The following is a 26,299-nucleotide window of genomic DNA, read 5'->3' as shown; positions in this document are numbered from 1 at the left end:
TTTCGGTGGTCCGGCCGGGTGGCCTGGCGAGGAGGTATCGACCTGTGGTGGTGACGATCCAGGAGCTGGGCCCGGACTACGGGTACGCGGTCGACGCGCGGCCGTTGTGGAACGAGCGGGACTGGGCAGCAGAGCAGATCCGCATCGTGCTGCGCCGCGCGGGCTGCTCATCCGCGAGGGCCGGGTGCGCGGTGGACGGCCAGGATCCTTACCTGGTGGCGGTCCGCGACCCCGCTGATCGGCTACCGCACGCCCTGGCCGACGCCGCCGCAGCTCTGATCGGCGCGGGATACCTGGTCGAACACGTTGGGTACCACGACAGGACGCTTCGGGTGTGGCCGCCTGTCGACCAGATCCCTGTCGTCGCCGTCGCCCGCGGCATGCTCCGTCACTGCCGCTGGTGCGGCGAGGCCATGACGGCCGTCGAGGCCGCCGCCAGCGTGGCCTACGGCTGGTCCGGACGATGCGCCGACTGCCAAGCCGAGCACCTGGCCCAGCTCACGACCACCGACGAGCACGCCTAGCTGATGACCAGGTCCCCTTCCTCCAGGGACGCCGGGGCCAAGGAGCGGCCGATCAACCGGGAGGTCGAGGAGAACATTCTCGGCCTGCGGTCGCCGTGGACGTGACGCGGCGGTCCTGCGCCGACGCCGGTAGACCGGGCGCCTGCGGCACCCCGGGGCCTTGGCGGTTTTCGGGGTTGTCCTAGGCTGCGGCCATGGCCGAGATCACGTCAACTCCTCAGGAAGCCTTCGAGTTGCTGCTGGCCGGTAACCGGCGCTTTGTCGCGGGCGCTCCGGAGCATCCGAATCAGGACGCGGCGCGCCGTGCCGAGATCGCTCCGGGTCAGCGTCCGTTCGCCGTGCTGTTCGGGTGTTCGGACTCCCGGTTGGCCGCTGAGATCGTCTTCGACCGTGGTCTGGGTGATCTGTTCGTGGTACGCACCGCGGGGCATGTGATGGGCGCGGAGGTGCTGGGCAGCATCGAGTACGGGGTGCAGGTGCTGGACTGCCCGCTGGTGGTGGTCCTCGGGCATGACTCGTGCGGCGCGGTGGGCGCCGCGTGCACCGCGCTCGAGGAGGGGATGGCACCGGCCGGCTATGTCCGCGACGTGGTCGAGCGGGTGACACCCAGCGTGCTTGCGGCGCGGGCCACGGGGCGCGTGGATGCCGACGAGATCTTGGCCGAGCACATCAGGCAGACGGTCGACCTGCTGGTGGACCGCTCTCGGGTGCTCGCCGAACGGGTCGATGCGGGTCAGGCCGCCGTTGTGGGCCTGTGTTACCACTTGACCGACGGTAGCGCCAAGGTAGTGGCGGTCCGCGGACTCGACACCGCCGCTGATACCGCCGCTGACGCCGCCTTCTGATCCGGGGCTCTGTCACCGGTAGCGCCGCCACGTCACACCACGCACGGATTGATGCGGCTTCCCGTCCGCCTCTACCGGTGAGCGTCCGGCCGACCCGTCACACAATCCACTCGGCACCCGCGTCTGGAAGCGGTAAGGACCGGCCGGCCGATCTCTGGCGATTCTTTGGCAGGGCCGTTGAACGGGCGTCGGCGCTGGGCGCTTGGCCTGGCCAGTCAGCAGCGGCGGGGGCCGGCGGCGCGGCGGAGCCGGTTGGCGATTGCCAGTCCCAGTCCCTCCTGCGCCGGCAAGGAGGCGATGATGAGGTCGCATCCCTGCTGGTCGAGTTCGCGTAGAAATCCGTACAGCTCGCGCGCGTAGGCGGCCATCGACGTAGGGACCGCCACCACGGCGTGCGCCTTCACCGGGACGTCGGTGAAGGACGGGGGGACAAAGACGCCGACCTGGTGCCCCAGTTCCTGTGCGCGTTCGGCTTCGGAGAGGAGCTGTTCGGGTTCGACCAGGACGACCCGCGCACGCGGCGCGTAGTGCGACGGATGCTGGCCCGGCACCCGGACACGGCTGGTCGAGGGGACCTCAAGCGGGTGCTCCAGCACCGTTTGGAGGTCTTCGCGTGTCACTCCGCCGGGTCGCAGAATGCTCGGGATCTCACCTGTGGCGTCGACGATGGTCGACTCGACGCCGACCTGGCAGGGGCCGCCGTCCAGCACCAGGTCGACGGCGCCGCCGAGCTCGGCACGCACGTGGTTCGCCGTGGTGGGGCTGACCTGGCCGAAGCGGTTGGCAGACGGGCCGGTGACACCGCCGCCGAAGGCCGCCAGCAGCGCGAGCGCGACGGGTGGTCGGGTACGCGCACGGCCACGGTCTCCAGCCCGCCCGTGGCTTGCAGGGGGGACCCGGCGACCGCGTCGCAGGACCAGCGTGAGCGGCCCCGGCCAGAAACGTTCGGCCAGCAGCCGCGCGGTTGGCGGCACCTCCTGAACTCAGTCGTCCAGGTGGTTCGCGCCGCCAAGGTGGACGATCAGAGGGTGGGAGGAGGGACGCCCCTTGACCTGGAAGATGCGCGCGACAGCGGCGGGATCCTCTGCGTTGGCACCCAGACCGTAGACGGTTTCGGTCGGGAAGGCCACCAGCCCTCCGGCGCGCAGCACGTCGGCCGCCCTGTCGATATCTCTGGTTCCTGCCGTCACTCTGGCAATCCTAGGCGGCCGCCCAAGACCGGCATCATGATCGATCTCGGGACGGCGTGGAGAGCAGAGCACACAAGTCCGCCCAAGCCGCCACAGCGCCCCACACACCGCCGTCCACTTCGTCTTGCGTATGCCGATCTCCCACCTGGACCGGCTCCCAGGCAGGCAGCGAGGTGGTGTTGTTGTTGGCTCCCGGCGGAGGGGTAGCTGAGTGTCGCGCATCACCGGGCTGGGGGCCGTTGGCGCATCGCTGCCGCACTGCGTCGCCGACGTCTGTCGAACGGGCATACTCAAGACATCTGTTGACCAGGGAGCCCAGGGGGCTGGGGATGGTCGAGGTGGATGAAGCGCCCCGGGTCGGATGGAGGCTCTGGTGTGCCCCGGGTTGAGTGGAGTCGGATTGTTGGATCTCATGCCACGGTGGGTGTGTTTTCGAACTGTATCGGGGTGAGCATGCCCAGGGCGCTGTGGCGGTCAGGACGCCTGGCCGTAGAAGGCGTCGACCTTGGCCTGGACCTCAGCGGGCGGCGGGTCGAGGACGCATTGGCCTCCGAGGTCCACGAGTTCTTCGTCCACCGGACGTGTGAGGATGAGCGAGTGGTGGCGGCCGTGCAGGACTTCGAGCGGGCGAGCCAGCTTGAGGGTCAGCAGCATGGAGGCGCTACCACACGCCTCGTCTTCGCCCTTGCCGATGCGTGGCGCCCACAGCCGGGCACGCATCCGGCCCGCAGGTTCGTCCATCCAGGCCCAGACCTGGGTGAAGTCCTCTCCGGAGGGTAGCCCGGTCAGCGCGTCGATCTGCTCGGAGTTGTCCATCTGGTAGTGCCGCCAGGGTTTGGACCAGGCCGCCGGAGCGGTCAGCCAAACGGTGCCGTCGGAATCGCGGCGACATGAGACGCGGCCTGCTTCAGGCGCGATGGCGGTAACGGGGAAGCCGAGGTGGTGCAGGACCTCGACCGTGGCGAGCAAGGGATGGCCGCCGAATCGGATGGGCAACCCATAGTTACTGTGGATGCTCACCCGGCCCTCGACAGCGTCCTGGACGAACACGGTGGCGGGGATCGCGAGAGCGTCCGCCAGGTCCTGACGCTGCTGAGACGTCGCCGTCGCGCCCTCTGGCTCGACGATCACCAAAGCGGGGTTACCGTGGCCGCCCTCAGCGTTCACGAACGCCTGCACCAGCATGCATGTTGTCATGATGCGGCAACGTAGCAGGCACTCCATGGCGACCGGCCGCCCGGACAGCAGGACCGCCAGTAAGACCAGGACCGCCAGTAAGACACCGCGTGGACAAACCAGACACCATCTGGACAGCGATCTCGGTTCCCTACAGAAGCTCACTCAGGCTGAATAGCTACCCGCACGGCTGCGCTGGCCGTCATCGACCGGGTCCTCAGCATCTGGAGGATCGATGGTCGGAACGGGCGTTGAAGCCGGGGACGTTCCGATGCCCTGACGTGCCTTTACCAGGGGACGCATCCGTCGCCGTCGCCTTTGTACGTTTGCGTCAAGCCGCAGTGTGCACCATCGAGGAGCGCTTCAGTATTCGAGCCGAGTTGCCCATGGGCGCGGCCTGCTCGTGCTGACCGCGTTCGGCGGGGGCACCCGCGTTCCGGCTGCGGTTATAGGTAGCGGAGGCAAACCTGGTGCGGCCTAGGAGTTCATCCGAGGCCCGCACCAGGTCGGTGTTCCGTGTTTTAGCTCGTCGGCGTTTGGTGGAGCTCGGCGACGGCCTGCTGTACCGACAGCATCCTCACGGGGTGCTGGGGGAGCGGTCGGGGGCCGTCGGTCTCGATGAGGTGGGTGGGGCCGTAGGGCCAGGGACCCGCGATGAGTGCGGTGAGGCTGGTGCCGGGCCAGTGATCGAGGGTCTGGTGGACGACGTCGGCGTCCGGGCCGGGGGAGGAGAACCACAGCAGCGACGCTTCGGTGGTGAGGGGCTTGTTGATGTCGAGTGCCCGGGTGACGTCGGCCTCGAACTCCAGGCGCTCGATGGTGTCCTCGAGGGTCTCCGTCACGAGCAGGCGCGAGGAGAATCGGTCCAGCGTCGCGTCGTCGAAGGCGTCGGTGCCGAGGCTCTGCAGGTCGTGCTTTGTTGCGATCACCCAGGACACGCCGGTCTTGGTGGTGAGGGCCTCGGTCAGGATGGCGCGCAGGAGATCGTGGGCGCCGGGGCCGATGAAGCCGGCGCCCTCCGCGTGTCCGAAGGTGCGGGCCAGGAGTTCGGCGGCCTGGTTGGGTGGAAACGACGTCCGAAGGCGTCCGCCGGCGTAGCGGCTGAGGAGGGCGCTGAGGCGGGCGCGCGGGTGTGGGCGGGATGTGGTGAGGGATGGGACTTGCGGAGTCCGGTGGTTCGTCGTCGACCGCTTCTCGTAGGAGCGGGTGCTGCTGAGGACGTCCATTGTCGTGACCTCCAAGGTCGGTTTCGGGCTGACGGGTCACGATGAAACTGGAGACGGCCGACTCAATGCGTGGTCGAAACTCGTACTGACGACATCTGGTCAGTCGCGGCGGTCCTTCTAAGGCCGCTGGAAAGGCAGGTTCCCCGTCGAGTAGGGCGGCACGGGCACCACCGGGACGGCTGGCGAGTTCTAGTCACTGAGCGCAAGTGTTCAGTCGGGGGCGACCACTGGACGTTGCGTACGTCAACCTGTGAAAATCGTGTCCTAAAGCTTGATGAGGGTGTATGTGGTCAAGGGTGACGAAACGGAGCGAAGGGTTCGCCTTGCCAGCCGGGGAGATGGTCAGTTCGGCCTTTGCAGCGGGTGACGGTGCCATAATGGCGACCGCGGTCTTCAGAGGCGGGAGAGGGGGAGATGCTCTGTGGCTGGCGATGACACCGTGTCGGGGGAGAGGGGCGGTGACGTCGCGGTGCCGCCTCTGGCTCGTAAGGTCGACTGGCTGTTTCGTCGGGTTCATCCGGTGGGGCGTGGCCCGTACTCCGCTCAGGAAGCCGCGGTCGCGATAGAAGAGATGACCGGGGAGAAGGTCTCGCACAACACCTTGTGGAAGTTGCGCACCGGCAAGCACGACAATCCCACCAAAAGGGTGCTCGAAGCCTTGGCGGCCTTCTTCGGCGTCCCCCCTTCCTACTTCTTCGACGACGAGATCTTCAGGACCGTGGAGGAGCAGATCGAGTTGTTGACCATGCTCCGCGATACCGGAGTGCGCGGCGCGCACCTGCGCAGCTTCTTACAGTTGTCGCCCGAGGCGCAGCAGATGGTCGGTGAACTGATCGAGTCGACAGCGCGCTTGGAACAGCGAGCCCGACTCGACGATGCCGATTCGGCTTCGAGAGGCGAGTCACCTATGACACAATCACGTTCCGTGACGGAAGAGTCGCGTTAAGTTCGGTCGGCGGGCGGGGTGCCCGGTGCGGACACGGGGGGATGGCCGGGTGTGGGGAGGGACGCTGCGGCGGCGGTGTCGTGCTCGTGTGGAGGCACTGGATATCCCAGAGCCATGGGACTTCGAGCAGTTCTGTGTTCGCGTTGCCGCTCATACGGGCCGGAGGCTCCGGGTACTGCCGGTCACGGCCATGCCGAAGGGCCTGTGCGGGATGTACGTGTCCACCGCCGACACCGACTACGTGTACGCCACGGCGAGTACTACGCCCTTCCATCGCGAACACATCGCGTTGCATGAGATCGGCCATCTGCTCGCCGGCCACCAGGGCGGGTTGGCGGTGGCGGATCTGGCCGAGGTGCTGCTGCCCGATCTGCACCCCGCGCTGGTGCGCACGGTGCTGGGGCGCACCTCCTACACCGACGAGCAAGAGCGCGAAGCCGAGTACTTCGCCACCCTGGTCGCGAAACGGTCGCGACCTCATCGGGCTGGTCATCGTGCCGATGCCGCGGATCCGGCCGTCGCCGTGGTCCTCGGCCGGTTGGAGAGCATCTGGGGGCGCCATTCGGTGCTCAGGCCTTCCGTGCCGATCGAGACGGCCGCGACCATCAGGGCGCCGGTCGGCAACGCGGCGGGGGAGTCGAGTCGCTAGCAGCACTGGCGAGCGTACGACACGCATCATCCCGGGGGGACTGTTGTTGATCAACTTGGTGTTCTGGTCGGTGGCCGCGACGGCGTTGACCGGGGCGGGATACAAGGCGCGCGGCCTTCGCAAGCCTGAGCCGCCGCCGGGCCTGGGCGCGATGTGCTTGCTGCTGGCAATGGTCGGGATCGCATTGGTGCTGATCTCCAACGGTGCGCAGCACTTGGAGAACGAGCTGTACCCCAATCTGGGGCGTCTGTTGTCCAATCTGTGCACGATGGTGGCCGCCTTCGCCTTCTTGGCGCATTCGCTGAGCGTGACGCGCCCGCCGGGGGAGGCCCGGGTGCGCATCCGAGGGTGGCTGGTGGCGCTGCTGGTCGCAGTCAGTGCGATGACCGGGCTGTTCGTGGCCAGCTCGCTGCCGGCGGTCATCGGGAGCTTCGCTCCCTTCTACCGCAACAGCCCAACGCTGGCGGGCTACATCCTGATCTATGTGGTGTTCCTGGGCGTGGCTCTTGCCTACCTGGCGGTGATCACCGTGCGGTACGCGAGTCCGGCCGCACGGCCGGCGCTGCGCATCGGCTTGCGGATCGTGACGGTGGGATGCGTCCTGGGGATCGTCTACCTGGTCGAGAAGATGGTGGGAGTGGTCAAGCTGTGGCTCGGCCTGGATCCGCAGGCTTCGGGATATGCAACGCCATGTTCCAGCCCGCTGTATCCCCCGGGCTGCGTGTTCGCGGTCGGCCTGCCCGTGCTGGCGGTGCTGGCGCTCACGATCGGCATGACCCTGCCCGCGTGGGGACCGGCCGCGGTGGCTCCGGTGCGAGAGTTTCGGTATCGGCGGACCTATCGGCGACTGGAGCCGCTGTGGACGGAATTTGCGGCGGCCATGCCCGAAATCGTGCTGCCCAGGAACGGTAGGGATCGATTCAGTTACCGCTTTGGGGTGCACCGCCGGGTGATTGAGATCCGTGACGGGCTGCTGCTCCTTGGGCCCTATCGCAAGTCCGAGGGACGTGAAGGCGAGAGCACCGCGTGTGGTACCGGGCTCGATGCGCGACAGGCAGCGGCACGGCGGGAGGCGCTCTCTATCCGCATGGCCTTGGCCGCCTACCGGTCCGGACGTCCTGCCGAGGGGCACGCCCACAACCCCACTGTCACTGAAACCGGCTCGCAGACCAGACGTCAGGACAAAGCCACGACGAGCATTGGCCCCGGAGACGATCTGGACAGCGAGGCCGACTGGCTGGTGCAAGTGTCGATGGCGTTCTCCGCTGGCGCCGGTTCGGTTGAGCTCCCCGCCGAGGTTCCGTCTCCTGGACGTCCATGATCCCTGTGCCATCTGATCCAGATCGAGGAGTTCGTTGTGCTCGGCGCCGATTTCCACCGCGACCCTTACCAGTTCTATGACAAACTGCGCGTCCAAGGCCCGGTGCATCGGGTGCGGGCCTTTCCCAGTGGTCATCACACCTGGTTGATCACCGGCTATGCGCAGGCCCGCGCCGCCTTGGCCGATCCACGGTTCAGCAAGGACACACGCCGCTTCGGATACGTGTTCGGCGACCGCCGCGACATCGCCCCGGAGTTGCGGACCACCATGCTGAGCACCGACCCTCCGGACCACACGCGACTGCGCCGCTTGGTCGCCCCGGCGTTCACCGCTGCTGCTGTCGCCCGGCTCCGCCCACGCATCCAGCAGATCACCGATCAACTTCTTGACGCGATCGTGCCGAAGGGCTCCGCCGACCTGATCACCGAATTCGCCGTACCGCTGCCGGTCACCATCATCTGCGAACTGCTCGGCGTCCCCGAAAACGATCGCCCGCAACTCTGCCACTGGTCCAACGCCCAGTTCGCCACCGGCGAGCCCGCCGTCCGGGACCAGGCCTCCCATCGCATCGCCGACTACATGACGGCCCTGGTCGCCCGTAAACAATCCAACGCCACCCGCGAGCTGGCCCCTCGGCACGAGGACGGAGACCTGCTCGACACCCTGATCGCGGCCCGCCAACACGGTGACCACCTCAGCCGGCAGGAACTGGTGTCGCTTGCGGTGCTGCTGCTTGTCGCCGGGCACGAGACCACCACCAACCTCATCGGCAACGCCGTGCTGGCCCTCCTGCTCCACCCCGCGCAACATGCCGCCGTTGCCGCCGATTCTGACCGGCTCGCCCCGGCCATCGAGGAGCTCCTGCGCTACGACTCGCCTCTCGGCATCGCCACCGTCCGGTTCACCACCGAACCGGTCAGCTACGGCTCGGCCACGATCCCCGCCGAGCAGATCGTCATGGTCGGTATTGGTGCCGCCAACCGCGACCCCGACCACTACCCCGACCCTGCGACCCTGGACGTCGACCGTGCCGGGTCCCGACCCGGCCACCTGGCCTTCGGTCACGGTCCCCACTACTGCCTGGGGTCTGCGCTGGCTCGCGCTGAAACCCAGATAGCCCTGGCGGGTCTGCTGCGCCGCCTCCCTGGTCTGCGCTTGGACGTCGCCCCTGAACGGCTTGCATGGCGCCCCAGTCGGATGATGCGCGGTCTGCGGACGCTTCCCGTCCGTTGGTGCCTCGGCCCCTCCTGAACCCTCGGTCTGATCGACCGCTTTGCACCGGTACGTGCTGGCAGTCCACGGACGCCCATCACCTTTATTTCAAACCCGCGCCACGGTAGAGCGCCGCGCCATCGTTGACGCAGAGTCCGTAACTGCCTACTCTCCGTATCCAGTCTTCACCTAAAGGTGATGACTGATCGTTCAGGTGACGACCCTACGGAGGGCGCCATGGCTCAAGCTGCTCACTCACTAGACGGGCCGAACGAGGGAGCCGCCGTTGGCCATCCCAGCCATGACTGGCACCAACGGCGCACCGATCCCACCCGCAGCCCTCGCAACATCGTCCGGCAACTGCGGGCACTGGGCCACCAAGTGGCGCCCGTCCTCACAGTCGAGCTTCACCGCTGGCAGGGATGGCCCTCGGCGGCCAGGTGTGATGTGCCGACGGAACCGGCCGCGCGTGTCGGCGCGACGCGCGGGCGCGAGGGAGCGGTGCTGGAGGCCGATCCCACTGAGTTCGGCCGTTCGCCGCCGACCGCTGCTTAGACGGACGAATACGAGCGAGAACGTTCATGTGATAACCCCTGGTCCGGTTGATCAACGGGGCGGGATGGAACCGAAAGAGGTGACGAGTGCGTACCGAGGCCGAGCAGGCGGCGAAGCGGCTCTTGGCGGGAATCGTTCCTGACGAGTTGCTGGACCTCTACACCCGGCTGCTGCGGATGGACGGATGCCCGCACGCTGAGGCAGCGGATCTGCTCGATGGCGCCGATCAGGTGGAGGCCTTGCTAAGCGCGGGAATGGCGCTCGTCCGGTCTTCCGGGCCGGGGCTGCCACCGCACCTGGTGCCGACCCCGCCAGATCTGGCATTGCAGGGCAGGCTGGCCGATCTATCCCGGCGAATGGTGGCCGAGCAAGAACGCCTGCTGGCCGGGCAGCGCCGAATGGCCGAGACGCATCCGTGGTCGACCTCGGCGGGTGGCTCGAGCGACCAGCTGGTACAGGTCATCGTCGACCGCGAACAGATCGGCCGGATCGCACGCGGTCTGATCAGCTCTGCGAGGCATGAATGGTTGACGCTGGACAACCAGTCGGTCGAACGTCCGATGGACGAGTTGACCGCGATCCCGCCTCCGCCGGCATTCGAAGGCCACGTCAGGTGCCGGGCCATCTACGAGTCCGCCACCGCTGATCACCCTGTCGGTCTCAAGACCATCCAGGTCGCGGTGGAAGCCGGAGAGGAAGCCCGACTGCTACCCAGGATCGGCATGAAGATGAAGCTCGCCGACGACGCGGTCGCGCTGCTTCCGCTGACCCCGACCGGCATGACGGGGGCGCTGCTGATCCGTTCGCCCGTCATCATCGGTGCGTTGCGCGAGTACTTCGAGTTCCTGTGGGAGCGGGCGGCGCCGTTCGGCGCCGCCGCCGCTGACAGCCCTCTGACCGCGCCGCAGAGGCAGGTCCTGAACATGCTGGTGGAAGGCCTGACGGACGTGCAGATGGCCAGGCGAGCCGGGGTGAGCGTCTCCACGATCCGGCGGCACTCGACGGCCATCCGGAACATGCTCGGCCACGATCACTACTTCGCCGCCGGGGCCGCTGCGGTTCGGCGCGGCTGGATCAAATGAACTCGGGGCCCTGTGTCCGCGAGCCGACTCTGCAGCGCCTTCAGCCCTGGACGCATGGGTTCTGAGTCGCCGCCGGACAGAACAGCCGCTCGATCTTCCGCCACGCCGGTGGCGGCACTGGCGGCAGCGTGCAAACCAGGGACAGTATGGAGCGCAAACAGTCTTAGGCGCCTCTAGTGGGTTCCAAAGGCTGCCAGCTGGCATCTACGGAGGGAGTTTGCATGGCTCGATCCACAACAACCTGGAGGAACTTCCTGCATGGTCGATCACGAGACCACCACCACCGATGAGCGCACCGAACTCCTCGCGGGCGAGCTACACGAACACGCTCGCACGCTCAACCACCTCGTTCAGGGTCCGCCCGGCCTGACACGGCCTGAAGCCGTCCGCACGATCGTGGGCAATCTGGCTCAGACGATGTTCCGCTTGGTCAAGGTCGCCGAGGAGCTGGACGTCTTCCTCGACAAGGCACTCGACGCGGGCCGGCTGCGACATGACCGCGGCGATGATCCTCTCCCGTCCGTCCTGAAAGCGCATGATGCGCTGGTCAAGGCCACCGAGCAGTCCATGGACCTCGGCGAATCCTTCGTGCGCGCACGGCGAGCCCTCGCCGACATCCACGGAACCAAAGACGACACCGAGTCGCAGCAGCGAGCAGCCTCCAAGGAGCAGACGCCGACGGACGAGTGCGCCGAGACGGCTTCGACAGAGATTCAGTCGGCCGCTGAGGGCTTCCCGCACCGCATCGGCGACGTCCTGCCCGGCTCCCGAACGGAACCGGCAGCACCGGAACATCGCCCACATCCCAAGCCGCCGCCTCCACGCCGCGAGATGTGACCCGATGCCGCAGAGCGTCCGTATCACGGAGCCAGGGGACTGCTTGCGATCAGGGACCCGACGGACCGGGGTCCTGCAGGGCGCGCCGTAGCGTGTTCGTCGCCAGGCGAGTCCCGTGAAGGGACGCTGCGTTGCCTGCCGGGCGAGTTCTCAGCGTGACCGTGGTTCGGCGCCCGTGAGCGCTCGCCCGGCAGGGCGCCGGGCTTGAGCAACGCGTCTTGGCCGGTGTCGCTCATCGACTGAGGCAGTCGGATCTGAGGATTCCACTGCGGCCAGATGAGCGATGAAACCGTCGTTCCTTGCGGTGCCGACCTGACGGTCCAGCCAGCACCCGGGGCGCGTACGACGTGGGCGGGATCCAGAGACCGCACCGCTCGGGAGGGCCTGAGCCGGCGCGGGGCAAGAAATGGAAATCCAATCGATTTCGCTTGCGGACCGAGCGCGGTCCGCAGCGGCGACATCGGATCGAGCGCGATCCGAAGACAGGAGACCGATGGCAGAAGGTGGCAAGACCAAGCCCGCTTCGACCACGCGACGCAACCGTCGGGCGCATCGCGACCCACGGCGCGAACGAGGCATCTCGATCACCTTGTCCGAGGAGGAGTACGCGACGCTGTCGGCGGCGGCCGAGCGAGAGCACTTGGCGACCGGCGCGTGGGCGGCGCAGGCACTGATGGCCGAGGTGCGCGGCACGGCGCGAGCGGACTCCGTCCAGCTCCGGGAACTGCTGGAGGCGGTCTTGGAGGCACGCGCCCAGGCGAAGCGGATCGGCGTCAACCTCAACCAGGCGGTCGCCGCGGTGAACTCGGGGGAGCTGGCTACGACGTTGCAGTGGTACGCCGATGCGGTGGCGCGGACGGTACGCAAGCTCGATGACCTGGCCGAGGAGTTGAGAACACGACTCCCGTGACTACGCCGATGCCGACGAGCGCTACGGCGTGATCGGGAAGGTTCTGCGCGGCGTCCGGGTCCAAGGGTTGCTCCGCTACCTGTACGGCCCGGGCGCCAACGGCGAGCATCGCGACCCGCACATCGTCGCCGGCTTCGACGACCCGATCGACCTGGAACCGCCGGTGGGACCTGGTGGCCGCGACTTTCGCCGTTTGGACGGTCTGCTGACCCAGCCACTCGCGCTGCTCGGTGAGCGCAACTACCGCAAGCCCGTCTGGCACTGCGCCGTCCGGGCCGCTCCCGAAGACCCGATCCTGACCGATGCCCAGTGGGCGCAGGTCGCGAGAGAGATCATGCACCGGACGGGACTGGCCTCGGATGAGGACGTCGAGGCCGTCCGCTGGATCGCCGTCCGCCACGCCGACGACCATGTCCACATCGTTGCGACGCTTGCCCGCTCGGACGGTGTCCGTCCAGAGGTGTGGAACGACGGGTATCGGGTCAGGGACGCCTGCCGGGCGATGGAGGACCGGTTCGGCCTGCGGTCCACGGCGCCGGCGGACCGGACGGCCGCCCGCCGTCCGAAACGCGGCGAGACCGAGAAGGCTGTCCGCCGTGGCCGGGCGGTGCCGTCCCGTACGCTCCTGCACCGCACAGTCCAAACGGCCGCAGCCGGTGCCCGCACTGAAGAAGAGTTCTTCGACCGCCTCCAAGCCGAGGACGTTCTGGTGCGGCGGCGCTTCAGCCAGCGGACGGCCGGCCAGGTCACCGGATACGCGGTGGCCCTGCCCGGTGACGTGAATGCTGAGGGCCGGCCGATCTGGTACGGCGGCGGCAAGCTCGCCGCCGACCTCACCCTGCCCCAGCTCCGCCGCCGCTGGACGAGCGCGGACAACTCTGTCCGCACGCCGTCCGCCGTTGGTCCGCTGGACGGCCGACACCTGTCCGCGCGGACAAAACGAGTCGTGCTGCGGACATCCGTTCGCCGCGCTGCGGACGAGTCTCGGACGATCACTCAGTTCCTGCACCGACTTCAGGACGAGGGCCTGCGGGTGAAGCTGCGTTACAGCCGGCTCGATCCCGGCCAGATCACCGGCTACGCCGTCGCGCTCCCCACCGAGCGCGACGGAGAGGAACCGACCTGGTTCCCCGGCAGCCGCCTCGCCGATGAACTCTCCCTGTCCCACCTTCGGCGGAGCTGGTCAGCGGACGGCCCGCGTCCTCGGCCGACGGCCGAACGCGACGAGTTGACGCCGGAAGACAGGCAAGCGTTCTACGACGACGCGGCCAGCGCCGCCGCCTACGCGACCGCCGAGATCCGCCGCCATCTGGCCACGAACCCGCACGCAGCTCAGGACGCCTGCTGGGCCGCTTCTGACGCTCTGCGTGTAGCTGCTCGCGCCACCGGCAACCGCCACCTGAATCGCGCCGCCGACGTCTACGACCGCGCCGCCCGCGCGCCCTACGGCCGTATCCCTCGTCCGACTTCCGCCGGCAACGCCCTGCGCACAACGGCGAGGCTCCTCGGAATCGCAGGCTCCATCAGGAACCGAACGACGGTGTCCACCGTGCTGCTCGTCGCCAACCTCGTGACTCTGCTCGACACCATCGCCGAGGTTCGCCGGCTTCAGCAGCGCCGCGCGCAAGCAGACGCAGCCCGAACAGCCGCCGCGCATGCCCGTGAAGTAAGACTCGCCGCGAGGAGTCCCGTGCCGTGGCCGAGGGAGCCGATGGCGTCCCCTTCGCAGGTCAACCTAGCCATGGCCGGCTTCCCGACGCCCTGGGCTCCGATAAGGCCCGACGCCACCGGCAGACCGGCGTCGACGGGCCCGGCTCAACCCGTCCGAGGCAGGAGACGCCCGTGATCAAGTGGCCCGGCCGCGTTTGGAGTTCGGGGAGGAGGCCTTGCACGAGCTTGGCCGCACGAGGCAGTCGGCCCGGTGATCCGCCAGGCCGGGCTGTTGATTATGAGCGGCCCGCCGACACGCCGAACGCCTATCGTAGTTGTCTAACTACTCTAAGTGATGCATTGTTTTGCTCACCGACTCTGGTTGGCGGCGGTCCGATCCGTCAACCACTGGCCGACGGGGGAGCGATGGAAACGCTGGTAGCGGTCGAGCAGCACGAGCTGGCAGTGCGGCGGGAGCGTCTGCTTCGGCTGCACTTCGAGCTGAAGCGGTTGGGCGCGTCCACGAGGGTGCGTCGGCCGCGCAACGGACGATGGCGGTTGAGAGTCCGCTGTGATGGGTGGTCGGAGACGGTCATGTGTGCGGGCGCGGACGGCGCGTACGCATATGTCACGGCGCACGGGCGGCTGCTCGGCACGGCCAGCGAGGTCCGGTACGTCGCCCGGCTGCTGATCTGGATGGTGGAGCGGCGAAAGCGATGAGCATCTTCGAACAGCGTCACCTTCCTGAGCGCCAAGAACCCGCGGTGCAGAACCCGCTGTCGGACTCCGCGGAAGAACTAACGGAGGCATGGACGCTGGATCGCGCGGTCCGGGTCGCGGTGGCGGTGATCGCTCCGCTGATCATGGCGCTCGCGGTGCTCGGCGGACTGGGATCGTTCACGACCGTGCGGGAGATGGCCGAGCCGCACTTCAAGGGCCTGGCGTGGATCGTTCCGGTCGGCATGGATCTGGGCATCTTGATCCTGCTGGCCTGGGATCTGCTGATGGAGTACCTGGATCTGCCGTGGCCGGTGCTGCGCTGGGTCGCCTGGACCTACATCGGCGGCACCGTGCTGGTGAACGTATCGGCCGCGCATGGTGAGGTGGCCGGCAGCGTGATGAATGCGGCGATGCCGATCCTGTTCATCACGGTGGTGGAGGGCGTCCGGCATCTCATCCGCCGGCGAGTCGGGCTCACTTCTGGGCGCCGGGTTGAACGGGTGCCCGCCGCGCGGTGGCTGCTCGCGCCGGTCTCCAGCCTGCTGCTGTGGCGGCGCATGGTCCTGTGGCACATCACCGCTTATCGGGACGGCCTCGAGCTGGAATACCGCCACCTGCTGGCAGTGTCGCGCCTGCAGGAAGAGTACGGGCGGTGGGCGTGGCGCTGGGATGCGCCGCTGGCCGACCGGCTCTTGCTGCGCAGGCTGCCAACGGCGTCTGATGCGGACGGCCGCTTTGCGGTCGGCTCGTCCACCACTGCCGATCGGCTGCTCGGCGACGAGGACGAGGTGCTGCTGGCCGCGCGGCGGATCCAGCGGCAGGCGCGACGGCAGGGCATCCGGTTCACTCGGGACTACCTGGGTGAGCGCCTGCGGGAGCTGGGCTATCCGATCGCCACCGCCCGGCTCCAGCAGCTGGTGGCTGCGCTCCGCGACGGCTCGACCCGAAGTGGCCGACCGTGAGCGGGCCATTGTCGGCCGGGCGAGAGCGACCCGGCGCCGAAGAGGAGCGGCACCTTCAGGCGGACTTCTTGCAAGGGGTGGCCGAGTACGGCGTGGCCGGCCTGCTTGAGGGACGCCTCAGCTGGACGGAGTGGCTCAAGCATGCAAGCCGGCACGGACGTTATGGGTTCACCAACACACTGCTTATCCCGGCACAGAGGCGCACGGCGACGGATATCCGTTCCTACGACGACTGGAAGAAGGAGGGACGGCAGGTTCTACGCGGCGAGACCGGTATCCGCATCCTTTCCAGGTCGGGCAAGCCGCGGCCGGTCTTCGACATCGAGCAGACCGACGGCGTGGCACTCGAGGAACCCGAGCCCGTCTCAACGTCAGACGGGCTGGCGAGGCTGGCTCGGATGACCGCTGACCTCGGTCTCTATCTGGACCGCGGGCAGGGCTGGACGTATCTGGGAGATCCCGCCCGGCGGCTGCCGGTCGCACCCGAAATGGACGACCTGGCGGCCGCCACGCGACTCGCGCACCAGCTCGCGCATGTCCTTGACGCCCGGGGGCGACTGGATGCGTCGAACCTGGACCAGGACGAGTGCCACGGGGCCAGGCGTGCCTTCGCCGACTCGGTCGCCTTCCTGGTGCTGGCAGAGGCCGGCTTGCCGACGGAGCATCTGTCATTCTCTGCGCCACGCAGCTGGGCGGGGACCGACGAACGCGCCAACGCGACGCGGACCGTCCGTCTGGTGGGGGAGCAGGTGGTTCGCACGGCCTCGCGGCTGCGGTACCGGCTCAGCAAGCTGCCGCCTCCCGACTCCGCTCCTGCACTGAAGCAGAACGTCCTGGCGCAGGTCGAGCAGAAGCGATCGACGAGATCACCCGCATCACGGGAGACCCCAGACGCGGAGACGGAGGCGCCGAGCAGCGCCCGCGAAGAGTTGCTCGCGGCATTGGAAGAGGCACATCGCTTCTTCATCGCCAACCTCGCCGGAAGCTGGGGTGCCTCATATCTGGCCGGACGCGGCTTCAGCCCGGAAATTCAGGCGCGATGGCAGGTTGGGCATGCGGTCCGGTCGCGCCAAGCCCTCGTCCAGCATCTCCGCAAGCGCGGCCACAGCGATGAAGTGATCGTGGCCGCTGGTCTGGCCAAGCCAGGACGGGACGGCGAACTGACCGACGTCTTCCGTGACCGCGTCCTGCTGCCCTTCCGCAACAGCGATGGCGCGATCGTCGGATTCGTTGGCCGGCAGCAGGACGGCTTCGCCGGGCCTAAGTACCTCAACACTCCGGATACGGTCCTCTTCCACAAACGTGAGGTGCTGTTCGGCCTATGGGAAACCAGCGATCGCCTCGGCCAAGGCGTTCGCCCGCTGCTGGTCGAAGGACCGCTGGATGCGATCGCGGTCAACACCGTCATGCCCGGGACCTATGCTGCCCTCGCTACCTGCGGAACGGCCATCAGCAGAGCCCACCTGGACGCGCTTGGCCACCACACCGACCTCAGTGCCTCTGGCCTGGTCCTCGCGCTCGACGGAGATCCCGCCGGACGCGTCGGAGCCATCCGCGCATGGCGTCACCTGAGCACGATCGGCGGGCCGGTCGAAACCGCCCGGCTCCCCACAGATCGAGACCCCGCAAACCTGCTCGACAAGCCGGGACATGTAGACGTGCAAGCAGCATTACGGTCTGTAATTCCGCTGGCTGACCTGGTGATTGATGAGAGACTGGAGCGGTTCGGAGGAACGCTGGAGTTCGCCGAGAACCGACTGGCCGCCGTCCGCGCCGCCGCCGCCGTCATCGCCGGCCTGCCCCCTGACCAGGCCGCGAGGCAAGTCGCCCGCGTCGCGTCCCGCACCCAGTGGGACCCGGCCGAAGTCACGGCCGCCGTGGCGTCGGCAATCACCTCAGACCCGGCCACGGACCTGGCCCCGGCAGCGACCGACTTCCCATCACTGCCCGATCTGGAGCCTCACCCGCCTCGACGCGAGACACGAGCGGCCGCGCGACCGACACGGCCACGCCGCACCAAGTAGCCCCACCACTTCCCAAGGAGAAGCAACATGACCAACCAGCATCCGGACCCGATCGCCGAAGGCTTCTCGCACGGCGGCGAGCGCATGATCCAGATCATCGCAATGGCGACCGCCCTCAAACAGACCTACGCCCGCCGCGCGGCCCGGTTACAAGCCGCCGAACTGGCACAAGATGCAGCGGCTGAGCGTGTCGAATCCGCAGCCCAGCAAGCGGCGTTCGCCGAGGCGCGCTCGCGGTGGGTTTGCGCCCACGACCGCAAATGGCTCCAGCACGCCGGGCTAGTGCACGTGGCCGAGGCATGGGGAGCCGCCGTCCCTCACGCCGCTAACAGCACCTCGGCGGCCGCGGCCGTGCGCAAGTGCGAGAACCGGCTACGCGACCTGCACCCGCACGCGATGAGCCACCACGACCGAGCCCGTGCCGACGGCATGGAGCCCCTCGACGCGATGCGCAAGGCCGCCCCGTTCTTCGCCCGCGACCCCAACGTCCGCACCGGCGAGCCCGCGGCCGCACGTCCCGCACTCGCCGAAGGCAGCGGCGCTGAATGGGCCGCGACCATCCACGGCCCGCACCGCAGCGACTGGGAGAACGCCCGTCAGGAGCAACGCGCCCACCACATCGTCGGCCAACTCCGCGAACGCCTCCATCGGCCCGCCACCGACGAATTGCGAACAGCCCTGGAAGCCACCACCAACCTGCCGGACGAGGTGATCACCAAGGTCACCGCATCCGCCCCAGGCGCCAAAGCCACGCAGGCCCGGCTGGCCGCCGAAGGTTTTCCCTTCACCATCGACCAGGCCCTGGAGAGCAGCGCCCACCAGCCCTTCGAGACACCGGTGGCACGCAAGACCACCGTCCAAACGCCCGACCGGAACAGGCGCCGCAACCTTTGACGACGAGAAGAGGCATTACATGTCCGATCAAATCCTGGCGGGTTGGATCTGGGGTCTGACCATCCTCACCGTCTTCGTAGTCCTCGCCGTCCTTCCGACCGTCATCGCCATCATCCGCGGCGCTGACGAGATCCTGCTCATCATGCTGGTCAACGCCCTGTGCTGCGCCACCGTCATCGGCTGGCCCATCGCGCTGATCATGGCCATCAAATGGCCCCGCAAGCACCCCCGCCCCAACCGCGCACCTCACGCCCGCCGCCCGTCACCGCCGTACGAACGCCACCACACTCGGAGGGCGATGAGAGGCCCGTATGGGTGACGGCATTAGACGCCCCAACCAGGCATCGGCTTATCGGTTCGTACTCGCAGTCGCGGGCCCGCTGCTCCTGGGAACGATGGCCATGCCCGCGCAGGCCACCGAGCCTCCTAGACGCTCCCCGGGTTGCCCGCGTATCGGTCCGACCGCCGACCGATACATCGACCGCAAGGAGATCTGTCGACGCGCTCGTCGGGAAGTGCTGCACAGCATTAGGACCGGAAAGGATTCCAACTGGGCTGCTGTGTTCGACGGCTCTCGACCAGCCAAGCGTCCTCCCCGGCGCCGGCACGCCAACGAGAACCGCCACACAACACGACAGCGCGGCACTCCTGCGCAACCAAGGCGCAGCGACAGACCACCGAAAGCCTCGACCTCCAATGATCGCAGTGGACACCGTCCCACCACGAGCAGCAAGCCGCCTCCAGCGAGGTGGCCGACCGAAGCAACAGCGACGCCGGCGAGCCGCAGTGCAGTCGTCCATCGCTCGCCGAACAACGAGGAAGGCGGCCGCTTCGAGAAGTTCGCCTGGGCAGGAGTCGCTGCCTTGGGCGCGCTGCTCGCGGTTGTGGCGCGAGGCAGCGTCCGGCCAAGCAGGACCACCTCGGCGACACTGGCGCGTTCCTGGCCCTCCAAGCGCTCAGCCCCGGTGACCATTCCGCCTCCATCCGGCCCCCATCCAAATGGAGTCGGTTGTGCCGACCTGTTCACCACCTGGGGCGGAGCCTCACTTGCCGGACCTGGTGCAGAAGACGCTGTCCGCCGGCTGGTCATGGACGTTCTCACCAGACGGCATGGCGAAACCACCGAACTCGTGCTCAGCCGTCGACACGCATCGAGGCTCCTCGGCACGAACGTTGACGACCTGGCGGAGGAGCGGGTTCCGGGGCTCGCCCTTCTGGAAGACGACCAGCGACAACACACCTACGCACTTCGCCAGGGCATCTCCCGCCGTCTAGTAATCACATACGGTGGTGAGGGGCGCGACCGGCAACACCTCCTCGCGGGGCAGAACGACCGCCTTGCTCTCCTGATCGTGTCGCCCCGGACCAATCCGTCCGCCCATGTTTCGGCCGATGGCACGATCACACCATGCCCTAGCTCACACCTCACGGCAGCACGATTGCCCAGCCGGCTTCCTCTTCTCACCAGATCCGAAGCTCACGATCAACTCCTGTCCTTGCCGAGCGTTGCGAGGCTGCGTCTCCCATCTTCGCTTGAAGATAGGAACTGATTGAATGGTCAACGCCTGCACTGTCTGCGGTTTTCATGAAGATGGAGCCTGGGTTTTTGGTCTGTATCGACGAGGGCGAAAACAAACCCTTGGCGGCGGGCAGGGCCATCCCCGCGTGCGCGGGGAGCACCTGTACGGCGGCTACGGGCCCGTGAGCCGCGCGGGCCCACCCCCGCGTGCGCAGGGAGCACGGCAGCCTCCCGAACAAGTTCGGGACGAACAACGGACCACCCTGCGTGCGCAGGGAACACCCGTCCGGAACCGACGTGCGACCCTCCGACCGGGGGCACCCCCGCGGGCGCAAGGAGCACCACCTCCTGGTCCAAAGCAGCCCGGCGTGCCAGGGACCACCCCCGCGCGCGGGGAGCACATTGTCCGCCTAGATCTGTGTCGCCTGCACTGGGGACCACCCCCGCGTGCGCGGGGAGCACGGAGATGAGGGCCAGGACGCGGTCGGCATCGTGGACCATCCTCGCGTGCGCGGGGAGCACCGCTCGCGCCCGGAGGTCCGGGTGAACGGCAAGGGACCACCCCCGCGTGCGCGAGGAGCACAACCGGTGGCCGCCACCGTCTACGCCGTCGCGGGACCACCCCCGCGTGCGCGGGGAGCACCCGAGGTCTACGACCTGGTCTCGCGGCGCGTCGGGACCACCCCCGCGTGCGCGGGGAGCACATCTCCGCGACGCCTCCACGGTGGACTTCCGCGGGACCACCCCCGCGTGCGCGGGGAGCACCTGGTCTTCATCAACGACCCCAAGCGCACCGGGGGACCACCCCCGCGTGCGCGGGGAGCACTCCGAAGGCCTCACGGAACGCCTCCGCGAGGTGGGGACCACCCCCGCGTGCGCGGGGAGCACTCACCGTCTGCCTGGAGTGTGGCGCGGTCGTCGGGACCACCCCCGCGTGCGCGGGGAGCACTCTTCGTGACCTGCGGGTTTGTCAGCCGATCATGGCGTTTGGAAGCACTTCTTTCAATTCCGGCATTTCGGGCCCAGGGCTAGCGGTTGCCGTAGCGGCGGCGTTTGGAGGCTTTGCTCCAGCCGGCAGGCGGGGGTTTGGCGGAGACGGCCGGTTGGCTGTTGGGACGGCGGATGAGGGTGATGCCGTCGTGGTCGACCGGGTGCCATTTGTGGTCGTGGGTTTCGAAGGTGAAGCCCTGCTCGTTGTTGGTGGTGTAGGCGAGGAGAGCGCGGCCGGTGTCGGCGTATTTGTGGACCTCGTCCCAGAGGGCTTGCCTGATGCGGGCTGAGGGGCCGCCGATGAAGACGCCGGGGGAGATCTCCATGAGCCAGCGGGTGAGGAATCCGCGCAGGCCGGCGGGGCAGTTGGTGAGGACGATGACGGTCACCAGTACACGTCTTCGCTGTAGTTGCGTCCGGATTCGACGTTCATGCCGTGGTCGCTTTGCAGGGTGACGTGGTCGGTATCGTCGCCGGTGGGGTCATCGGTGGCCTCGTCCGGTAGTAGGAGGCGTTTGATGTCCTGGACGCAGCGGCGGAGCAGGCCGACCTGGTTGACGCGGTCGCGGATCGCGCGGCGGGTGCGGGAGCCGATGTCGTCGGGGCCGTCGGCTGCGACCTCGAAGGCGACGGGGATGGCGATCTCGGTCTTGTAGAGGTCAGCGATGTCTAGGACGAAGGCGAGTTCGTGTCCGGAGTGGACGAAACCGAGGCCCGGTGAGCAGCCGAGGGCGGCGACGGTGGTCTGGGCGATGCCGTACATGCATTGGGCGGCGGCGGTGACGGCCTGGTTGGCAGCGTCGCCGGAGTCGTAGTCGCCGGGGACGTAGCGGCGTCCGTTCCAGGCCAGGCCGACGCGGGCTGCTTCGTAGCGGTAGCGCTCTTTGACGCGGCGTCCTTCGCGGCCGAGGAGTTCGTGCCGGGTGAGGCCGGAGGGGTCTTCGCCGGGGAAGCGCATCCGGTACATGGCGCGGGCGACATCGAGGCGGGTGCGGCGGTTGGCCCAGGCGGTGGCCTGGGTGTGACGCCCAGCGGTAGTTGGCGGATCCCAGTAAAAGTTGGCGGATGGCCGATGCTGATGCGTGGGCGCAGATCACCCTCGGACAGGGCTCACCGTGTGTGCGAAGTCGGCGGCCGAGCGGTTGGGCTACAGGTAGCGCAGCCACAGGTAGGGGACGCAAAGGGCGATGGTCGTGGGGGTGACGATGAGGCCGTAGCGGGTGAAGTGCCAGAAGCTGATGGGGGTGCCGTTGCGGGCGGCGATGCCGAGCACGACGACGTTGGCGCTGGCGCCGATGGCGGTGGCGTTGCCGCCGAGGTCGGAGCCGAGCGCCAGTGCCCACCACAGCACGTGCCCGTCGGTGCCGGGGTGCTGGTGGACCAGGTCGGAGACGATGGGGCTCATGGTGGCGACGTAGGGGATGTTGTCGACGATGGCCGACAATACGCCGGAGGCGCCCAGCAGCAGCATTGACGCGGCGGCCAGGTCGCCGCCGGTGGCGTCGGCGGCGGCCCGGGACACATCAGCGATGACGCCGGTTTCGACCAGGCCGCCGACCATGACGAACAGGCCGGCGAAGAACACCAGGGTCGGCCATTCGACTTCTTCCAGTGCCTGTTCGGTGGTGACCTTGGTCGCGGCGACCAGCAGTCCGGCGCCGAGCAGCGCGACGATGGACGGCTGGTAGTGCAGGACGGGGTGCAGCACGAACGCCGCGATGACCACGCCCAGCACCGCCAGGCCCTGCCACAGCAGCCGCCGGTCGGTGATGGCCTCCTTCTCTTGCAGTGCCATTACTTCGGCGGCGCGGTCGGGGTCGTAGACGAACGCGGATCTGAACAGCCACCGGCACAGACCGCAGAATACCCCGATCAGCACGACGACCAGGGGTGCGAGGTGGATCAGGAATTCGTTGAAGGTGAGGCCGCCGCGGCTGGCGATGATGATGTTGGGCGGGTCGCCGACCAGGGTGGCGGTGCCGCCGATGTTGGAGGCCATCACCTCGGCGATCAGGTACGGCACGACGTTGAGGGCGAGGCGTTCGCACACCAGGTAGGTGACGGGGGCGACCAGCAGGACGGTGGTAACGTTGTCCAGCAGCGCCGAGGCGACCGCGGTGATCAGGACCAGCATCACCATCAGCCGGTAGGGTTTGCCGCGGGCGCGTTTGGCGGCCCAGATCGCTACGTACTCAAACACCCCGGTCTGCCGCAGCACCGAGACGATCACCATCATGCCCAGCAGCAGGAAGATGACGTTCCAGTCGATGCCGGTCTCCTCGGAGAAGAACGCGGCGCCTGAGTCGGTGATATGCAGCAGCAGCATCAGCGCCGCGCCGCCGAGCGCCACCGCAGTGCGGTGGACCTTTTCTGAGGCGATCAGCACGTAGGCAGCGGCGAAGATGGTGACGGCGGCTACAGTTGCCACGGCGGCTCCTGTCGGGCGGGCCAGCCAGCGGCAGCCGTCGCTGTCTGTTTCACGTCTGGTTCACCTGCGATCAGGTGGCGTCGGGGTCGTTGCCAGCCGGGGGCGCCCCGGGCCGGTCGGGCCGGTCGGGCTGACCTGGGCGGTGGACCAGGGCTTTGGCCTTGCCGAACCAGGCGGGGACTTCGTGTTCGTCGTCGAAGCCGCGGGCGACGACGATGTCGGTGGAGGAGTGCGCGAGGATCGAGGCCACGATGGTCACGGCGACCAGATGGAAGATCTTGTCCGCGGCCGGGATCGCCGATTGCAGGACCAGCAGCCCGTAGACCACCGAGGCGAACCCCTTGGGCCCGAACCACATCACCGCGCCCTTCTCCCGGGTGCTGAGACCGGAGCGCAGGAACGACACCCAGATCGCCGCCGGCCGGGCGAGCACCAGCGCCAGCACCGCGAACAGCCACCCCGGCCACCCGACGTCGGTCAGGAACGCCGGTGAGATCAGCGCGCCGAACACCAGCAGCGCGGCCAGTTTCAGCAGTTCGGCGACCAGTTCACCGAACTCCTCGAACGCCTTGCGGTGCTGGTCGCCGATGCTGGCCACGGTGATCCCGGCGGCGAACGCGGCCAGGAACAGGTTGCCGTGGGTGACCTGGCCCAGCGCCAGCACCAGCAGGCCGATCGCGACCGCGTTCAGCGGCTCGTACTTCGGCGAGATCGCAAACAGCCGGGTCCGCTCCAGCATGATCGCCGCCCACGGCACCGCGATCCCGATCGCCAGCCCCAGCGCCAGCTCGCCGGCCAACTCCCCCAGATGCAGGTCGTTCGAGCCTTTGGCGATGGCCAAAAACAGCACCACGAACGGCAGGATGAGCCCGTCGTTGACGCCTGATTCGACGTTCAGCAGGTGCCGGAGCCGCGGCGGCACCCGGTCGTTGCCCACCAGCGCCGCGGCGAACACCGGGTCGGTCGGTGTCAGGATCGCCGCGATCAGCAGCGACTCCACCCAGCCCAGCCCGACCACCAGGTGCGCCAGCGCGGCGGTCACCAGCAGGGTCAGCGGCAGGCCCCAGCCGAGCGCGCGGCCCGGCAGCCGCCACGCGGCCCGCAGATCGGCCCACCCGGCGTGCATCCCGTCGGTGAACAGCACAGCGAACAGCGCCAGCTCGGCCAGGTGCGACACCAGCGGGTCACCCGGCTTGACCTCGATGGCACGGGTGACGCCATCGCCGAGCAGGAACCCGCCCACCAGGAACAACGCGGCCGTCGACAGGATGGTGCGGTGGGCCAGGCTCGACAGCAGCACCGCGAGCAGCAGCAGCGCGGCGAAAACCGCAAGAAGAGTCGTCATCGGCGTGTCGGGACCTTCGCGTTGGGTCGTCAAAGAAACGCCGACCAGGCTTCCCGGCACACCAGCCCACGACCTTAACGGGATTTTGGCGCCGAAACCACTCGCCACCCGGGGGGCTACACTCCGGCGGTATGGCCGGTGCGTTCTTCGACTCCGTCGAGCGAGCCCGCCTGTGTGATCTGCTGGATGAGCTCGGCCCCGACGCGCCGACTCTTATCGGGCCGTGGACGACCCGTGATCTGGCCGCGCATCTGGTGCTGCGGGAGCACGACGCGCTCGCCGGTCCCGGGCTCGTCCTGCCCGGCGCGTGGGGCCGCCTGGCCGAACGGCGACGGACAGCCCTCGCGGCGAAGGACTTCGGCGGGCTTGTCGCCACGATCCGATCGGGACCGCCGCCCGGGTTCTTCCGCATCGGATGGGTGCGCCGGCTTGCCAGTCTGAACGAGTTCTTCGTCCACCATGAGGACGTCCGCAGAGCCAACGGTCACGGCCCGCGAACCCACGAGCCGGCGATGCAGCAGGCCCTGTGGCGCAACGTCACCTGCGCGCCCTGGTTCCTGGCGCGGCGGCTGCGCAGCGCGGGCCTGGAGCTGCACTGGGCCGGGACCGCCACGACTGTGCGAGCACGGCGCAGGGAACCCGCCGCCCGCATCACCGGCCCTCCCGGCGAGCTGCTGCTTTACCTGTTCGGCCGACAGGACGCGGCACACGTCCAGGTCAGCGGGCCCACTGCGGCAGTCCGGGCCGTGCAACGCGCACGGTTCGGTATGTGACAGCGACGGCGCGGCGTCCTCCGGGACGTGACGTCAGTCATCACGCCGTTGTTGAACGCCTTGGTCTCCACCTTGCTCTCCCGGAGACGACGATCGCCGCATCGGCCGCGTCGAGCAGTGTGCGGCGGACGCGCACCTCCACAGTCCACCCCGGTACGAGCCAGCGTCGCCGCCACGCCCGGGGGCCGGGTGCAGTAGCACCAGTTCGCCGTCGGGGGGCCGCGGCGCGCTTGAACAGCCGCACGATCGCGTTGATCGCGGAGTGTCGCAGAAGGTCGCCTGCGAGACCTCCGGTGCGATCAGCGGCGCCGTGTCTACCGCGATCAGCCTGCCGAGCTGGTCCAGCAGTGCCGGGGTGGTCGCCAGCTCCAGCACCCACTCAACCAGCCGGTCACCCACGGTGCGGTATCAGCGGACTCGACACCGGCGGCAAGGGCGTCTGGTCCGCACAGGGCGCCGAGGCGGTCCTCTTGGCGCGTCGTTACGGTACGTGCCGCCACGATCTGTAAAGAGACCTTACT

21 protein-coding genes, 2 pseudogenes and 1 CRISPR repeat array are annotated in these 26,299 nt (G+C 68.2%); of the genes and pseudogenes, 16 read left to right on the top strand and 7 right to left on the bottom strand.

Translation table 11 applies throughout. The annotated features are described in order from the left end of the window. Positions 1-44: 44 nt before the first annotated feature. Together QP089_RS02935 and QP089_RS02930 are read left to right on the top strand one after the other, a co-directional pair. Positions 45-524, top strand: coding sequence for a hypothetical protein (locus QP089_RS02935; protein WP_285909601.1), 480 nt, complete (start codon positions 45-47; stop codon positions 522-524). A 194-nt stretch (positions 525-718) separates the two neighbouring features. Further along, a complete protein-coding gene (locus tag QP089_RS02930) occupies positions 719-1,369 on the top strand; it encodes a carbonic anhydrase (RefSeq protein ID WP_285909600.1) in 651 nt (216 codons plus the stop codon). 215 nt (positions 1,370-1,584) lie between these two features. On the opposite strand, the pseudogene QP089_RS49105 reads toward QP089_RS02930, so the two are convergent. The 3 genes and pseudogenes from QP089_RS49105 to QP089_RS02910 all read right to left on the bottom strand — a co-directional run bounded on the left by QP089_RS49105 (position 1,585) and on the right by QP089_RS02910 (position 4,961). After that, positions 1,585-2,520: pseudogene (locus QP089_RS49105) on the bottom strand (L-threonylcarbamoyladenylate synthase). A gap of 513 nt (positions 2,521-3,033) precedes the next feature. Further along, positions 3,034-3,744: a PhzF family protein gene (locus QP089_RS02915; protein WP_285909599.1), complete on the bottom strand. Its 711-nt coding sequence runs from the start codon at positions 3,742-3,744 to the stop codon at positions 3,034-3,036. Positions 3,745-4,256: 512 nt separating this feature from the next. After that, positions 4,257-4,961 (bottom strand): hypothetical protein, encoded by a 705-nt coding sequence (locus QP089_RS02910; RefSeq protein WP_285909598.1) that lies wholly within the window; start codon positions 4,959-4,961, stop codon positions 4,257-4,259. A gap of 421 nt (positions 4,962-5,382) precedes the next feature. On the opposite strand from QP089_RS02910, the gene QP089_RS02905 reads away from it, so the two are divergent. From QP089_RS02905 to QP089_RS02845, 13 genes are all read left to right on the top strand, one after another. After that, on the top strand, positions 5,383-5,907 hold the full coding sequence (locus QP089_RS02905) for a helix-turn-helix domain-containing protein (RefSeq protein WP_285909596.1): 525 nt from the start codon (positions 5,383-5,385) through the stop codon (positions 5,905-5,907). 88 nt (positions 5,908-5,995) lie between these two features. Beyond that, positions 5,996-6,556, top strand: a complete 561-nt coding sequence (locus QP089_RS02900) for a hypothetical protein (protein WP_285909595.1) — start codon at positions 5,996-5,998, stop codon at positions 6,554-6,556. A 46-nt stretch (positions 6,557-6,602) separates the two neighbouring features. Continuing rightward, positions 6,603-7,877, top strand: a complete 1,275-nt coding sequence (locus tag QP089_RS02895; RefSeq protein ID WP_285909594.1) for an MAB_1171c family putative transporter — start codon at positions 6,603-6,605, stop codon at positions 7,875-7,877. A 36-nt stretch (positions 7,878-7,913) separates the two neighbouring features. Beyond that, positions 7,914-9,128, top strand: a complete 1,215-nt coding sequence (locus QP089_RS02890) for a cytochrome P450 family protein (RefSeq protein ID WP_285909593.1) — start codon at positions 7,914-7,916, stop codon at positions 9,126-9,128. A 602-nt stretch (positions 9,129-9,730) separates the two neighbouring features. Continuing rightward, complete coding sequence (locus tag QP089_RS02885; protein ID WP_285909592.1) at positions 9,731-10,726, top strand: helix-turn-helix domain-containing protein; 996 nt, start codon at positions 9,731-9,733, stop codon at positions 10,724-10,726. Between the two features lie 258 nt (positions 10,727-10,984). Next, entirely contained in the window at positions 10,985-11,563 is a 579-nt protein-coding gene (locus tag QP089_RS02880) for a hypothetical protein (RefSeq protein ID WP_285909591.1), read from the top strand. 589 nt (positions 11,564-12,152) lie between these two features. Then, complete coding sequence (locus QP089_RS02875) at positions 12,153-12,473, top strand: hypothetical protein (RefSeq protein ID WP_285909590.1); 321 nt, start codon at positions 12,153-12,155, stop codon at positions 12,471-12,473. Between the two features lie 28 nt (positions 12,474-12,501). Further along, positions 12,502-14,319 (top strand): relaxase/mobilization nuclease domain-containing protein, encoded by a 1,818-nt coding sequence (locus QP089_RS02870; RefSeq protein ID WP_285909589.1) that lies wholly within the window; start codon positions 12,502-12,504, stop codon positions 14,317-14,319. 398 nt (positions 14,320-14,717) lie between these two features. Then, on the top strand, positions 14,718-14,843 hold the full coding sequence (locus QP089_RS02865; protein ID WP_285909588.1) for a hypothetical protein: 126 nt from the start codon (positions 14,718-14,720) through the stop codon (positions 14,841-14,843). Then, positions 14,840-15,805: a DUF2637 domain-containing protein gene (locus QP089_RS02860; protein WP_285909587.1), complete on the top strand. Its 966-nt coding sequence runs from the start codon at positions 14,840-14,842 to the stop codon at positions 15,803-15,805. The genes QP089_RS02865 and QP089_RS02860 overlap by 4 nt, the downstream gene beginning before the upstream one ends. Beyond that, entirely contained in the window at positions 15,802-17,829 is a 2,028-nt protein-coding gene (locus QP089_RS02855) for a toprim domain-containing protein (protein ID WP_285909586.1), read from the top strand. The genes QP089_RS02860 and QP089_RS02855 overlap by 4 nt, the downstream gene beginning before the upstream one ends. Positions 17,830-17,856: 27 nt before the next feature. Further along, positions 17,857-18,723, top strand: a complete 867-nt coding sequence (locus tag QP089_RS02850) for a hypothetical protein (protein ID WP_285909584.1) — start codon at positions 17,857-17,859, stop codon at positions 18,721-18,723. 19 nt (positions 18,724-18,742) lie between these two features. Continuing rightward, positions 18,743-19,042 carry a superinfection immunity protein gene (locus tag QP089_RS02845; protein WP_285909583.1) on the top strand — a complete coding sequence of 100 codons (300 nt, stop codon included), beginning with the start codon at positions 18,743-18,745 and terminating at the stop codon, positions 19,040-19,042. A gap of 1,632 nt (positions 19,043-20,674) precedes the next feature. Beyond that, a CRISPR array of direct repeats spans positions 20,675-21,191; the repeat unit is 30 nt; unit sequence CGGGACCACCCCCGCGTGCGCGGGGAGCAC. A 79-nt stretch (positions 21,192-21,270) separates the two neighbouring features. Here the strand turns inward: QP089_RS02845 and cas2e are convergent. The 4 genes and pseudogenes from cas2e to QP089_RS02825 all read right to left on the bottom strand — a co-directional run bounded on the left by cas2e (position 21,271) and on the right by QP089_RS02825 (position 25,005). After that, a complete protein-coding gene (gene cas2e, locus QP089_RS02840) occupies positions 21,271-21,621 on the bottom strand; it encodes a type I-E CRISPR-associated endoribonuclease Cas2e (protein WP_285909582.1) in 351 nt (116 codons plus the stop codon). Further along, positions 21,618-22,250, bottom strand: a pseudogene (locus QP089_RS02835) (CRISPR-associated endonuclease Cas1); the annotation flags it as partial. The gene cas2e and the pseudogene QP089_RS02835, both read right to left, overlap by 4 nt. 129 nt (positions 22,251-22,379) lie before the next feature. Then, on the bottom strand, positions 22,380-23,660 hold the full coding sequence (locus QP089_RS02830) for an ArsB/NhaD family transporter (RefSeq protein WP_285909581.1): 1,281 nt from the start codon (positions 23,658-23,660) through the stop codon (positions 22,380-22,382). Positions 23,661-23,730: 70 nt separating this feature from the next. After that, entirely contained in the window at positions 23,731-25,005 is a 1,275-nt protein-coding gene (locus QP089_RS02825; RefSeq protein WP_285909580.1) for a cation:proton antiporter, read from the bottom strand. Between the two features lie 131 nt (positions 25,006-25,136). Here QP089_RS02825 and QP089_RS02820 point away from each other — a divergent pair, with 131 nt between their 5' ends. Beyond that, complete coding sequence (locus QP089_RS02820; protein ID WP_285909579.1) at positions 25,137-25,778, top strand: TIGR03085 family metal-binding protein; 642 nt, start codon at positions 25,137-25,139, stop codon at positions 25,776-25,778. The last annotated feature ends 521 nt before the right edge of the window (positions 25,779-26,299 follow it).

It is taken from the genome of Actinomadura opuntiae, assembly GCF_030283205.1.
Taxonomy (GTDB): Bacteria; Actinomycetota; Actinomycetes; order Streptosporangiales; family Streptosporangiaceae; genus Spirillospora.
Note: the sequence above shows the minus strand (reverse complement) of the source record. Positions and strands in the feature narration are given on the sequence as shown.

What these genes read in the sequence shown, in the direction of transcription:
- QP089_RS02825 (WP_285909580.1), bottom strand. Translation starts at nt 25,005, where the DNA reads ATGACGACTCTTCTTGCGGTTTTCGCCGCGCTGCTGCTGCTCGCGGTG.
- QP089_RS02820 (WP_285909579.1), top strand. Translation starts at nt 25,137, where the DNA reads ATGGCCGGTGCGTTCTTCGACTCCGTCGAGCGAGCCCGCCTGTGTGAT.
- QP089_RS02850 (WP_285909584.1), top strand. Translation starts at nt 17,857, where the DNA reads ATGACCAACCAGCATCCGGACCCGATCGCCGAAGGCTTCTCGCACGGC.
- QP089_RS02880 (WP_285909591.1), top strand. Translation starts at nt 10,985, where the DNA reads ATGGTCGATCACGAGACCACCACCACCGATGAGCGCACCGAACTCCTC.
- QP089_RS02865 (WP_285909588.1), top strand. Translation starts at nt 14,718, where the DNA reads ATGTGTGCGGGCGCGGACGGCGCGTACGCATATGTCACGGCGCACGGG.
- QP089_RS02860 (WP_285909587.1), top strand. Translation starts at nt 14,840, where the DNA reads ATGAGCATCTTCGAACAGCGTCACCTTCCTGAGCGCCAAGAACCCGCG.
- QP089_RS02845 (WP_285909583.1), top strand. Translation starts at nt 18,743, where the DNA reads ATGTCCGATCAAATCCTGGCGGGTTGGATCTGGGGTCTGACCATCCTC.
- QP089_RS02910 (WP_285909598.1), bottom strand. Translation starts at nt 4,961, where the DNA reads ATGGACGTCCTCAGCAGCACCCGCTCCTACGAGAAGCGGTCGACGACG.
- QP089_RS02915 (WP_285909599.1), bottom strand. Translation starts at nt 3,744, where the DNA reads ATGCTGGTGCAGGCGTTCGTGAACGCTGAGGGCGGCCACGGTAACCCC.
- QP089_RS02930 (WP_285909600.1), top strand. Translation starts at nt 719, where the DNA reads ATGGCCGAGATCACGTCAACTCCTCAGGAAGCCTTCGAGTTGCTGCTG.